A 12,088-nucleotide genomic window follows, 5' to 3' on the forward strand; every position below is an offset into this window, starting at 1 on the left:
GCTTAATCCTCGTGGCTCGCTTCGCCCTTGCCGATCTCGGCCTTGAGCGTGAAACTTCCGGTGGTGGCGATCTGTTCGTTGCCGGTCAGGCCCGACCGGACGATCACCGTGTCGCCCGACGCATCGCCGAGCTGGACCGGGGTCGCCTTGAAGCCGGTGGGCGTGCGCACGAACACGACCGACTTGCCCTCGAAACTCTGGACCGCCGTCGTCGGCACGCGGACCGCCCCGCTCCCGCCGCTGCCCGTGAGCTGCACGGCTGCCGTCACAGGCTCGCCGACCCGCCATTCGCCACCGCGATTGTCGAGGGTGGCGAGCGCAGGCACGAGCCGCGTCTGCGGATCAAGCGCCGGCGACACGAAGGTCACGCGGGCGGTCGCCTGACGGCCTGCCGCCTTCACCAGCACCGTATTGCCGGGACGCACCCGGCCCGCATCCTCGGGCTTGAGATTAAGCGCGATCGACACCTGGCTCAGGTTGGCGATGCGATAGAGTTCGGCATCCGCCGCGACCGTTTGTCCCAGCGTCACGGGGCGCGCAATGATCTGGCCCGAGATCGGCGCGGCAATGCCGAGCCGGTTGAGCCCGCCGCCGCCGACACCCGCCGCCGAAACCATGCTCTGCGCCTGCGTCAGGGCGATCCGCGCCTCCGTCGCCGCTGTGCGGGCGGCGATCAGATCCTGTTCAGGGGAGACTCTCTGCGCGAACAGCCGCTGTTCGCGCGCGAGGTTCGAATTAGCGAGCTGAAGCCGCGCCCGCGCCGCCTCGACCTCGCCCTTGATCTGCGCCGCCTCGCGGCTTTCGATGACCGCAATGGTCTGGCCGCGTCCGACCGATTGGCCGAGGTTACGGGTGAGCGCGACCACGCGTCCCGCAATTGCGGCCGAGACGACCTGCGTTCCCTGTGGGTCGCCCTCGATGATCGCGGGCAGCTCGATCGTCCCGGCCCCGCCGATGATCGGCCGTCCGACCTGGACGCCCGCTGTGGCGATCTGGTCGGCACCCAATGTGACGACGCCTTCACCGGCATGACCGCCTTCAGCACCGCCCTTTTCCGTGCCCGCTGCCGTCTCATTGGCAGCTGCGCCTTCGGCAGTTGCCTCGTTTCCGCCATCCTTGCCGCCGCAGGCAGCCAAGAGCAGGGCGAGCGACGCCGCGCCCGCGAGATAAAAGCTCTTCATCACTGATTCCCCCCATTGGGCGCACGAGCGGTCAGTCGCTCCACTTGCGCGCGGGCATTCTGGTAATTGGCAAGCGCGTCGATCGCGGCGACCCGCGTTTCGGCGAGCGTGCGTTCAGCATCGAGCAATTCGAGCTGGCCGAACTTGCCCTCGCGATAGCCGATCCGCGCGATGCGGGCGGCCTCCTGTGCAGCCGCCAGCGCCGGCCCCGACGCCGCACGAGCCGTCGTTGCGGCATTGGCCGCCTGCGCCTGCGCGTCCGTGATCGCCTGTTCGATGTCGAGCGCGGTCACGCGGCGCTGCGCATCCGCCTGGGTCCGCTGCGCGGTCGCCTGCGCAATCGCGGCGCGACCATTGTTGAACACCGGGATCGGGATCGACACGCTGAACACCGCCGCCATGTCGTTGGTCGCTTCCAGGCGGCGGATCGACGGCCCGACGTTCAGGTCAGGCACGCGATTGGCGCGCGCGAGCCGCACGCCGGCTTCGGCAATGGAGAAATCCGCGTTGGCTGCCGCCAGCGCGAGTGTGCCGGTCGTGTTGACCGGTGCCAACGGCCCATAGACGTTCACACCGGGAAGGCGATCGAGCAGCGTGTCATCGAGCAGGCCGTCGATCGGCCGTCCGATCCGACGCGCCAGATTGGCGCGGGCCGCCTCGGCCAAGCGAAGCTGCCGCTCCACATTGGCGTCGGCATTGATACGCGCGACATCCGCGCGCTGTTGCTCGAGTGGCGATGCCCGCCCTGCCTGCACGCGAACGCTCGCGGCCCGCAGCGCATCGCTGGCGATCCGGGCCTGATCGCGGGCTGTCATTACCCGGCGATCGGCCGCGACCGCTTCGACATAGAGCTGCGTTACCTGAAGCCGGACATCCGCCGCGATGATCGCGGCCTGGATCTCGGCCCGGGACAATTGCGCATTGGCGACCGCGACGCGGGCGCCGCGCTTGCCGCCTAGCTCGATCGGGATCGCAAAGCCGACCGTGGTTTCCGCGCTGCGGACCCCCCGATACGGCCCGGAGCCGATGACATTCTCGACTTGGCCTTGAACCACCGGATTGGGCCGCAAGCCGGCGACTGTGCGACCTGCACGGGCCGCGTCGATTCCAGCTGTCGCCGCTTCCGCAGCAGGGGCCGAACCGCCCGCTGCACTGACCGCTTGGTCAAGCGTGTAGACCGGCGCATCCTGCGCAACAGGCGCGGACGGTCCGACCTGCGCCTGCGCCATCGTGGCGCAAGACGCTGCGGCCAGCATGGCCGCGAGAATACGATTCATGAAAATAGGACTCCTGACGATGATCGACAGGGGCGCGCCAACGCACGCCCAAATCGGACGTCAGGCTTGGGGGGGCCTCAAATGGACCATGCCGGTGCGGCCGTCGAGCGATGCAGAGGCGGAGATTGTCGGCTTGGGCACTGTGAGGACGGGGGTATATTCCATCGTCGTGCGCGCAGGCGCGCCGACGTCGTGTCCGTGACAATAATTGTGATGATGCGGGACATTCTTGTCCGAGTCCGATGGCACCTGATCGATGTCACCGGCGGTATGGACCGTGAACTCAACGCCCGCGATGCTTCCCCCCGCCAGATCGGCGGCATGGGCCATGCCGGAGAAATTGGTGAGGACCAGCATCAGGCATGTCAGGAGAGGCAAAAAGGCTCGCACGAAACCGACTGTACCACAGATAGGTTTCCATGTCATCGCAATAACTCGCGCCCCGATGTCTTCGCGGCACGCCATGCCGGCCAGGCTTCCCGCAGCACGCGCCATGCCGAATGCAGGAACATCACGGCGATCAGTCCGCCGACGATGATGTCCGGCCAAGCCGAGCCGGTCAGGCCGACCAATCCGGCAGCCGCGAGAACCCCGACGTTCGATGCGACATCATTGCGCGAGCACTCGAACGTGCTCGACATGTTCACATTCTCGCGGCGAAAGCGCCAGAGCAGCACGAGGCAGATCAAGTTCGCAACCAGCGCGGCGCTGCCAACTCCAAGCATCAGGCCCGATGCCGGAGGAACGCCGTTCGCAATCTTGTCAGCGATCTCGAAAATGACCGCGACGCCGAAAGCCAGGATGATGCCGCCCTTCGCCAGCGCCGCGCCCGCTTCCCAGCGCTCGCCCCGATGCAGTGCATAGAGACTGAGCGCATAGACCACCGAGTCGCCGAACATGTCGACCGAATCCGCCATCAAGGCGGAGGAACGCGCGACGACGCCGCCGCCAAACTCGACCACGAACATCGCAAGATTGATGACCATCACGATGATGAGCACGCGGCGCTGCTCGGCCTTGCGACCAAGTTCCGCGATCGTGTCGCGTTTCCCTGAGCAACAAGCGTCTGCCATTATCGAAGCTCGATTCGTGGATCAGACGCCCTATATGAACCCTCACCCCACTATAGGGTCAAGGATCGAATATGAAAATCGGTGAGATCGCAAGGCGCACCGGGTTGAAGATCGAAACGGTTCGTTTCTACGAAGCCGAAGGGCTGGTTCCCGCTCCCATCCGCAGCGGCGGCAACTATCGGCTCTACGATCGCTCGCACCTTGATCGCCTGTCCTTCATCAAACGCTCGCGTGATCTGGGTTTCACGCTGAATCAGGTCCGCGCGCTTCTGCGTCTTGCAGATGATCCGCGGGGATCCTGCGCCGAGGCCGATCAGATCGCCGCGGTCCACATCGCGGAGATCGATCGCAAACTGGCCGACCTCTCGGCGCTACGAGGGGAAATTGCCCGCTGGGGTGGAACTTGCACCGCCAGCACCGTTGCCGACTGCAGGGTCATTGATGCCCTGTCGCAGTAAATCGGAAGATTGTCTGCCCGGCGTCGGCGCGTATAGTTTGATAGAAGTATTCAGCGGCGAGACGAAGGCGTGTCCGAGAGCGACACGGACTATTTCCAGCTAAGGGCCGAGAAGGATGTCGAGCGGGCGCGCCTTGCGACGAAGCCCGAAGTGGGGGCGGTGAGAGAAGGCCCGGAAACGTACGCTCTCATGTCATGACTGCCATATGGAGCGCTGGGCGTGTTTACCCCGTCACCGGCCTTCCAACCGGCGGGTGCGTTGACTTGGCAGGAGTGCCGCAGGTTCCTGATCGACGACGATTAATCAAGCTCTAGTCCGCGGATTGGTCATCGCACTACCCGTGTCCGTCGCTGGGCCTTCCTCTCTCTAGCTCGGGCGACGGACATGCCTGCCCCACCCTACACCGAGGGTTGCCCATCACAGTTGGATGCCCGCTACACACAGGCCAGGTCTACGCTGTTGGGCGGCGGGCGCCTCCTCTCGTTCGCATGGACGCGCTCACGCCCTAGCTGCGGCCCCCAAGCGCCGGGCGATGTCCCAAGCGTAGCCGACCAGCTCGCGCGCGATCGCGGTGTTCACCTTGTGCTGCGGCTTGTCGGTTGCCGATAGCCGCCGGAAGAGCTGGCATAGGCGCACCTGCGCTTTCCAGCCGATGGCCCGGATCTTCTCGGGCAGGTTCGCCATCCGCTCGCGGTACCGCCGCTCCTCCCGCGCCGGCAGCCGGTGCGGTCAGCCCGCCTCGACCAGCCTGGCGCGCGGGTGCGCGTTTCTCGCTCCGGTGATCCGCCAAGGCTGGTCCGGGCGCCCACGCTGTCGAGGACCGCGCGCGTGACGCGCAGCGAGGTAGGCGGGCTGATGCCGGCGAGCACCGGTTGCGCCCGTGCGAGCTCAATTGGCGGAGTTCATGAGAACGCGGCGCTCGCAAGTGCGATGCTTTTGCGTTCAGACATCATCACTATGCGCTCGGCAGATAGCGCGAGACCCACCGACGGACGATATCGGTTCTTGCTTCAGTCACTCTTGACAGCCCGTAGGCCAGCCAGGCCACAGTCGTCACGACGACTACAACCCATATTAGGCTGGTAGTGCCCGGTTCCATTCGCTCACTACTAATCATCAAACCGGCCGCGAACGCTATCAGCGGGAAATGAATCGCATAAAGCGTGAAGCTCGCCTGTGCCCCAAATCTGGCCAGGGCATTCATGCAGCGGGGCAGTCTCAGCCGCGCGGAGAGGACAAGTCGAAGCACGACTGCGAAAGCCGCCGCGAGCACGACATCCTCGAATGCGAAATCAACAAGCCTTACCAGAATGAGCAACGCTGCCGCGGCCGCGGCCGCCAACGAAAGCGTGGTCGCGGATGTTCGCGTGGCTGGTTTCTTCGTCAACGCGTCGCGTTTCTCCGCGAAGTACACCGCGCTTCCAGCGAGCCAACAGAGAAAGCCGATAGCCAGAGGCGAAGCGATTGCGCCGAGCAGCAGGGTCGGCAGGAATGCTGACATCCGCCGGGTCCGCACCGTCAACGCGAGCGCCGGGAACCAGAGATAATACCAGAACTCGTAGGCGACGCTCCAAAGCGGACCATTTGAACCGAACGGTCTCGCAAGAATGCTTTGCAAAAACGACGCATTCGCGAGAAATGTTGTCGCTGATAGCGTGTCGCCCAGATCCGTTTTCAGGACAAAGGTGTCGGTCATCGCGCGATGGGTCGCGGTGCCCAAGACATGGTAACCGACCGCGTCGAGCAACCCGCCAAGAACCAAGGCCGGAATCAGGACGAGGTATAGCCGGACAAGCCGGTCAGCGAGGTAGTGCGGCCACGACCAGCCCGTGTCCAACCGCTTAACAACCGACCGCGTGATCCAGTAGCCGCTCAGCACGAAAAACAGCACGACGCACGCGTGCGCAAAACCTGCCGCAAAATAGCCCAACCCCGCTAGGATACCGTCTCCGGGTCGGTAGTCTCGGATAAGGAGATACCATGCGTGCGAGAACGTGACGATGCCGGCCAAGATTGCACGTAGTGCGTCTACAATCGAATAGGCCGGATTGACGGATCCGCCGCTCGGCGCCGACCTGGCCGTGGGTGGCTCAGGCCATCTAACGTCGTTCCGCGACGCGCCCGAGGTCGTCATGACGCCGGACAGCAGTCGTGCGTGAACCGACGCTTTGCCGAATGGCGTTGTCCAGTTTGTTCTTTCCCCCATACCCCTTCTACGTGCTGGCGCGGGCGATCCCTCGACACATGTCGCTCAGGCGGATCAGCTTTCGCGAGCGGCGGGATCGTCGGCTGAAAGCGCCGTACGAGCGGCGACTTGACGCAGGCGAATAAACTCCGCCAATCTGCGCCGATTATTGAAACTGCTTGTTCTGAAGCGAGGATCATGCGCGCAACGCTTTATCGTACCGCGGCACCCCCAAATGCGCCGGCATGGTGTCGGCGTGCCCTGCGACGCGGCCTACCCCGGCTGCTCGTGCTCGCAGCAATGTTGAGCCCACCTGCTTTCGCCCAATCGCCTCCGTCGGAAACGGCGGCGGTTCAGACGGTTCTCGAACAGTATAAGCAGGCGATCGAGCGCCTCGATGCCACCGGCACTGAGCGGCTCTTCTCGTCCGATTCAAAGGTTTTCGAAAGCGGGGGCAGCGAGGGAACCTATGCGCAGTATCTCGCGCACCACCTCGGTCCCGAGCTCAAGGAGTTCTCCGCCTTTCGCTTCAGTAACTACCGCGCTTCCGTGAAGCTCGAAAACGGTCTGGCGCTGGCGGATGAGGCTTACGATTACACGATCACGACCAAGGCTGGCGAAACGGTGCAACGACGCGGCGTTGCTACCAGTGTGCTCAAGAAGATCGCAGGGAATTGGCGGATCGTGATTCTCCATACGTCGAGCCGAAAGCCGCCGGCCGGCAAGTAGCCGACGAACAACCGTTCTCTCACCCCCCGACACACTGGAAACCGCTCGCCTTGCGGAGCGGCGACAGAAGATCATGCTGCGGCACTGAATAGCGACTAGCGGTTATAAGGATTGGTCGAGAGGCCGATATAACCTTCGCGCCTCCAAAGGACATTGCGTACCGATGACGATCATCAGCGACCAGCACGTCCAAAGCGAGACGCACGCCGGCCTAGTCCGTCGGCTGATCGCCCGCTGGCGTGAAGACCCTAGCGCGACCTACAATAGCTGGTTTCTTTGGGATGAGCGGCTGAAGAACTTCCGCTCAATCCGGCGCGGTATCATCCAGGTCGTTGGTGAGATCGAACGCGGCACCTTCGGCGTCGCCTATCGAGGATCGTCGCTCGAGACCGTCGTCCATTCCGTCGCCGAGCAGCGTCAGATTTTTAAAGGCGCGGATCACGCGTTTCTGTGGAAGCCCAAGCTCCGCATCCCCGACATTTACGAGAGCCCCGGTAACCAGCGCGCGTTCGGCCGGCTGCTCGACGCCTGTTCGTGCTGCGACACGGCCGAGGAGATCATCGGCCACATCCACGCGATCGACCGCCTGAAGATCAAAGGGCTGGGGCCGGCCGTCGCCAACCTCCTCTACTTCCTTCACCCGACGCTGGTGCCGCCCTTCAATACCGCGATCGTTAAGGGCTACAACGCGCTGACGGGGGCGAACGTGAAGCTTGGAAGCTGGGAGCACTTCCTGGCGATGCGGGCCGGCATTCTCGACCTCAACGATCGCTTCCGCGACCTTCTGTCGAACGACCTGGGCGCGATCGGCGGCTTGCTGTTCGACATCGGGTCCGATCGCTATCCTGCCCCTCCCCTCGACGTGAGCGGCGGGGCGCTGGCGAGCTGGGGGCAGCGGCTCGAGGCGGCGCGCCAGGAGGCGCGCACGCTTAGTAAGGCCGCGCTGCGCGAGGGCGAGAACGAGCGCACCCATACCGAAATCCAGGCATGGCTTCGCGATCTAGGTTTGGCGCTCGGTTATGACGTTTGGATCGCTGCGAACGACCGCAGCCGCGTCTTCGACGGATCACCCTTGGGCGCAGGGTGCCTTGAGCGCCTGCCCGACACGATCGCCACGTCAAAGGGCGCTGACTCGATCCGGCTGATCGACGTGCTGTGGCTTGAGAAGGGAAGCGATCACGTTGCCGCGGCATTCGAGGTGGAGCACTCGACCTCGATCTATTCGGGTATCGTCAGGATGCTCGACCTGGCGCTCAGCGGCAGCGAGCTTCACGCGACCGCGGGCCTGTTTCTCGTCGCACCAGACGCGCGCGAGGCCGATGTTCGCGCCCAGCTCCAACGCCCCGCGTTCAGTCGCGTCGCCGACCTCGATATCTCTTACCTGCCCTATGGTGAGCTGGAGAAGAACCGCGAGGCGATCGGTCGGTTCGGGTCGGGGTTGAAGGCGATCAAGGCGGTCGCTAGCAAGCTCGCTTGAGCCTACCCGGCGAGGGATCGGCGCGCCGCGCGCGTATCAGGGGTATGGACCTGCTCCGCAGTAGGAGGACCGGACATGCCTCGATACGTTGCGCTTCTCGGCGTCACTGCTGCCGGCTTGCTCTTGAGCGGCTGTATCAGCGCCCAAGAAATGGCGCTCCGACATCGTTCCGCGTGTGAGCGCTACGGCTTCACTCCGGGCAGCGAGGCTTATTCAAATTGCCTCTTGCAGCTCGATGTGGGGGACTACGGCTATAGCCATCATGGTAAGCGGCGGGCCCGGCCTCTATGATGATCACTTCCCCTTACGCTTGGCTCGATTCAATACTGGTAGGCTGGTTCGTGCTGACTGCACTGTCCGTCGCCTACGTAGCTTGGGACGCCTTTGCTCGAAATCCTGAACTCAAGGTGATGAGGTGGGGCTGGATCCTGGTGACGCTCTATGGCGGTCCGATCATGGCGGCGGCCTATGTGCTGTCCTGTCAGAAGCCCGCCCACGAGCGACACGAGGATTTCATCCGCCCGCTCTGGAAGCAAGGATTCGGGTCCGCCATCCTTTCCCTGGCCGGCGATGCGACCGGCGTATTTGTCGCCGCCGCAATGACTCCGGCGCTCGGTCTGCCGATGTGGCTGGACGTGACGGCTGAATACCTGTTCAGCTTTGGATTCGGTCTCCTTATCTTCCCGGCGCTGTTCATGCGCGACATGCTCGGTGGCTCCTACGGGCGTGCGCTTCGTGCGTCGTTCATCCCGGAGTGGCTGTCGATGATTGCCGTCATGGCCGGGATGATCCCGACGATGGTCATATTGATGAGCCGCGACATGACCGCGATGCACGCCAACTCGCTTCGTTTCTGGGGTGTCATGTCGCTCGCGACCCTCATCGGCTTCGTCGTCGCCTACCCTTTCAATCTATGGCTAGTGGCGGTGATTGAAGCATGGAATGGTCATCGAGCGTGCGCTTGAGCATGGCGGCCATGCCGTTGCGGCCGAGAAACGAAATGCAACGGCCCATCCCTATGGCCACGATCGCGCAGCGGCGATGGAGGGAATGGCAATGACCCCGACCGCGACGCTGGCGCAGATCGTCGCGATGACGGGGCTGACCGTGCTCGCGCTGGGCGCGGGGATCCTCGTGGCGACGATCGGCGGTCGCTGGACGATGTAGGGCACAGCACCAACTTTCGGTTCGGGAGTAATCCCAAGGGATCGGGCGCTCGGACGCGTACTTTCTAATGAGCGGGCAATCAGCGAAAGGACCTACGATGCACCAGATCGACCCCGACATGAAGGCGTGCATGGACGCCTGCCACGAATGCCATGTCACCTGCCTCCACATGGCGATGAACCATTGCCTGGAGATGGGCGGCCAGCACGCCGCCCCCGAACACATGAAAATCATGGCCGATTGCGCCCAGATGTGTGCGGTCGCGATCGACTTCATGGCGCGGAAATCCGCCCACCATCAGCATATCTGCCGCGAATGCGCGGAGATCTGCCGGGCGTGCGCCGAGACCTGCCGCCAGCTCGACGGGATGGAGGATTGCGTCCAAGCCTGCCTTCGTTGTGCCGAGGCATGCGAGACAATGGCCGCCTAAGAACGCGCGCGCGGGCGATGATCGATCGCCCGCGCCTTCGCGCCCGATGGGCCCACCCGATACGGCGACGACGGCCGGCGGGAGCTCGACAACAACTCCGCCGGGCGTTTGCGGAGGGGCATGACCATCGGTCTCGAGAACTCGCTGTTCGCCGGGTCCGACCAGGGTGGTCTTCTTGCCGCCAGCATTTACAGCCTACTCGAGACGGCCAAGCTGAAGGGCGTCGAACGGAGCGCCTGGCGCAGTTGCACCATCACCATAGCGCCGACCACCCAGCCCGCCGCGCCGCCGAGCTTCTGCCGAGGAATTATCGCCCAACCTGGGCCGACAACCTCCCCGGGGCGCGTGCGGTATCTGGGGAAGAATTGATCGCTTCCTCTACGCAGAATCAGCGATTTATCGTTGCGATCACCCCGAATATTTCCTTCGTGAACCCGGTGAGCAGTTCCGTCACCGCGCTCGCGAAAACGAGGAGGCAGACGAACAGCGCCACCAGCTTCGGCACAAAGCTCAAGGTCTGCTCGTTTATCGACGTCGCCGCCTGAACAATGCCGATGATGAGACTGATAATCATCATGGGCATCAGTAGCACGATCATGATAAGCCAAATCACCACGAGCATTCGACCAGCCTCGTCCAGTAGAAGAGACTGATCCATCGGCGTCACATGCCCGATGTCGGAGGCGCAAGCGTGCCAAGCCACGCGACCAGCGCAAGAATGGCGACAACACTGGCCGTCTCCACCCCGAGGCTGACGCGAAGCGACCTCAAAGCGCCGCGGTGGTCTTCCCCAGCGATCGATTCTTCGAATGCGGGTGTCAGCCGAAAGCGGTTGAGCGAAGCCAGGCCGAGCATGGCGACGAACAACGCGAGCTTAGCAAGCAGCAATCGGCCATAAGTGGTCATGCCGAGGGCAGCGACGTTGGCCGGCCCGATCAACAGCCAGCTGTTGATCAGGCCCGTAAGAACGATGGTTGCCACCACTACCGTACCCACCGCGCCGAACCCGTGGAGGGCGCGATGGGTCAGGCGAAGGTGATCACCATCCACGCGCTCGGCGGGTTGAGCCAGAAGGAGAATGAGGCCCAGAAGCGCGCCCACCCATGCGGCAGCTGCGACCAGGTGCAGGATATCTGAAATCAGGTGGATCCACCCCGCCCCGCCTTCGTCCATTGCGCCATGGCCCGTCCACGCAAGCGATGCCATTGCCACGCCGGACGCCGCCATGATGAGGACCAAAGCCCGGTCACTTTTTCTGGCTGGCAGCGCGGCAGCACCTGCAACAAACAACGCAGCAATTCGAACCAGCCAGGCCGTACCAGTCGGCGAGCCCTCGAGCAGCATGGCGACCGCCGCGCGATCGACCGGCCAAAGCGGCGTGCCCGCCATGTTCGAGACCATCATTACTAAAGCGATGGCGGACAAAAGCAGGCCGAGAACCGAACTGCCCACGAGCCAGGGCCGTAGCGCGATCGCATCATCCCTCTCTCCAGCTCGCAGACCGTACAGGCTGAATGCCGACAGGCCGAACATCGCCGCCAGCACCAGATATAGCGCGAAACGGACCAAAATGGTCGGCCCATCGGTCATGCCTTACTTCACCGCAAACGCGAGATGGCCGGCGATCTTGTGCGTGTCGGCAGAAACGACGTTCCAGTCGATCGTGTACCGGCCACGCGAGAGTCGAGCGCTTGGCGTGATGACGAGCGTGCGCCCGTCCGGCGCCACGGCGACCGAGCTCGCCATCTTCATGGCAGGCATCCCCGGCATCGCCGCCATGATCAACTCCGCTTTCGAAAAAGCGGGCATCAGCTTCTCGCTGAACTGAAGAGTGATCTTCGCCGGGGCTGCGACCGCGGCATTGGCGGCGGGGTTCGAAGCGACCAGTTTCGGATGTGCCTGCGCCGCACCGCTCAGAAGAGCAAGGGCGGCAGCGGCGGCGGGAACAATCAAGCGACGCATTGAGCGAGTCTCCGTGTTGTGGGCTCAACTATGTTACGCGGGCGCGGCGACCACCCCTCACAATGTTTTTTCTGCACGGCCGCGGGCGGTTGGCGCTCGTCGCGAGGGGTCATGGTCTCCGCCGCGTATTCCTTAACGACGGTACGACG

The 12,088-nt window shown here is 63.8% G+C and carries 15 protein-coding genes; 6 read left to right on the forward strand and 9 right to left on the reverse strand.

From position 1 onward, the window contains the following. Nucleotides 1-2 precede the first annotated feature (2 nt). The 4 genes from IEX18_RS14550 to IEX18_RS14565 all read right to left on the reverse strand — a co-directional run bounded on the left by IEX18_RS14550 (nt 3) and on the right by IEX18_RS14565 (nt 3,531). Nucleotides 3-1,181, reverse strand: coding sequence for an efflux RND transporter periplasmic adaptor subunit (locus IEX18_RS14550; protein ID WP_004212877.1), 1,179 nt, complete (start codon nt 1,179-1,181; stop codon nt 3-5). Next, the gene (locus IEX18_RS14555; RefSeq protein WP_004212875.1) at nt 1,181-2,458 is read right to left on the reverse strand and encodes a TolC family protein; all 1,278 of its coding nucleotides are present in this window, start codon (nt 2,456-2,458) and stop codon (nt 1,181-1,183) included. Before IEX18_RS14555 ends, IEX18_RS14550 begins: the two co-directional genes overlap by 1 nt. Before the next feature lie 60 nt (nt 2,459-2,518). After that, nucleotides 2,519-2,815, reverse strand: coding sequence for a hypothetical protein (locus tag IEX18_RS14560; RefSeq protein WP_188659499.1), 297 nt, complete (start codon nt 2,813-2,815; stop codon nt 2,519-2,521). Between the two features lie 65 nt (nt 2,816-2,880). Then, nucleotides 2,881-3,531 carry a cation diffusion facilitator family transporter gene (locus tag IEX18_RS14565; RefSeq protein ID WP_188659500.1) on the reverse strand — a complete coding sequence of 217 codons (651 nt, stop codon included), beginning with the start codon at nt 3,529-3,531 and terminating at the stop codon, nt 2,881-2,883. 71 nt (nt 3,532-3,602) lie between these two features. Here IEX18_RS14565 and IEX18_RS14570 point away from each other — a divergent pair, with 71 nt between their 5' ends. After that, nucleotides 3,603-3,989 (forward strand): MerR family transcriptional regulator, encoded by a 387-nt coding sequence (locus IEX18_RS14570; protein ID WP_188659501.1) that lies wholly within the window; start codon nt 3,603-3,605, stop codon nt 3,987-3,989. 498 nt (nt 3,990-4,487) lie between these two features. On the opposite strand, the gene IEX18_RS18650 is transcribed toward IEX18_RS14570, so the two are convergent. Together IEX18_RS18650 and IEX18_RS14580 are read right to left on the reverse strand one after the other, a co-directional pair. Further along, a complete protein-coding gene (locus tag IEX18_RS18650) occupies nt 4,488-4,673 on the reverse strand; it encodes a hypothetical protein (protein ID WP_229664609.1) in 186 nt (61 codons plus the stop codon). A gap of 271 nt (nt 4,674-4,944) precedes the next feature. Next, complete coding sequence (locus IEX18_RS14580; RefSeq protein ID WP_308419351.1) at nt 4,945-6,195, reverse strand: acyltransferase family protein; 1,251 nt, start codon at nt 6,193-6,195, stop codon at nt 4,945-4,947. A 177-nt stretch (nt 6,196-6,372) separates the two neighbouring features. On the opposite strand from IEX18_RS14580, the gene IEX18_RS14585 reads away from it, so the two are divergent. From IEX18_RS14585 to IEX18_RS14605, 5 genes are all read left to right on the forward strand, one after another. Beyond that, on the forward strand, nt 6,373-6,903 hold the full coding sequence (locus IEX18_RS14585) for a YybH family protein (RefSeq protein WP_229664611.1): 531 nt from the start codon (nt 6,373-6,375) through the stop codon (nt 6,901-6,903). Nucleotides 6,904-7,066: 163 nt separating this feature from the next. Next, complete coding sequence (locus IEX18_RS14590; protein WP_188659503.1) at nt 7,067-8,380, forward strand: type II restriction enzyme NmeDI-related protein; 1,314 nt, start codon at nt 7,067-7,069, stop codon at nt 8,378-8,380. A gap of 287 nt (nt 8,381-8,667) precedes the next feature. After that, complete coding sequence (locus IEX18_RS14595; RefSeq protein WP_229664612.1) at nt 8,668-9,345, forward strand: DUF4396 domain-containing protein; 678 nt, start codon at nt 8,668-8,670, stop codon at nt 9,343-9,345. A gap of 299 nt (nt 9,346-9,644) precedes the next feature. Further along, nucleotides 9,645-9,977, forward strand: a complete 333-nt coding sequence (locus tag IEX18_RS14600) for a four-helix bundle copper-binding protein (protein ID WP_188659504.1) — start codon at nt 9,645-9,647, stop codon at nt 9,975-9,977. 120 nt (nt 9,978-10,097) lie between these two features. Then, the gene (locus IEX18_RS14605; protein WP_229664647.1) at nt 10,098-10,346 is read left to right on the forward strand and encodes a hypothetical protein; all 249 of its coding nucleotides are present in this window, start codon (nt 10,098-10,100) and stop codon (nt 10,344-10,346) included. A 19-nt stretch (nt 10,347-10,365) separates the two neighbouring features. Here the strand turns inward: IEX18_RS14605 and IEX18_RS14610 are convergent, their stop codons facing one another. From IEX18_RS14610 to copC, 3 genes are read right to left on the reverse strand one after another with little or no spacing between them, the layout of a single operon-like run. Then, nucleotides 10,366-10,635 (reverse strand): flagellar biosynthetic protein FliQ, encoded by a 270-nt coding sequence (locus IEX18_RS14610; protein WP_188660036.1) that lies wholly within the window; start codon nt 10,633-10,635, stop codon nt 10,366-10,368. Nucleotides 10,636-10,640: 5 nt separating this feature from the next. Beyond that, nucleotides 10,641-11,567, reverse strand: a complete 927-nt coding sequence (gene copD, locus IEX18_RS14615; protein ID WP_188659505.1) for a copper homeostasis membrane protein CopD — start codon at nt 11,565-11,567, stop codon at nt 10,641-10,643. A gap of 3 nt (nt 11,568-11,570) precedes the next feature. Then, nucleotides 11,571-11,939, reverse strand: coding sequence for a copper homeostasis periplasmic binding protein CopC (copC, locus tag IEX18_RS14620; RefSeq protein ID WP_188659506.1), 369 nt, complete (start codon nt 11,937-11,939; stop codon nt 11,571-11,573). Between the last annotated feature and the right edge of the window lie 149 nt (nt 11,940-12,088).

Origin of the sequence: Sphingomonas metalli (assembly GCF_014641735.1) — a bacterium.
Classification (GTDB): Bacteria; Pseudomonadota; Alphaproteobacteria; order Sphingomonadales; family Sphingomonadaceae; genus Sphingomonas; species Sphingomonas metalli.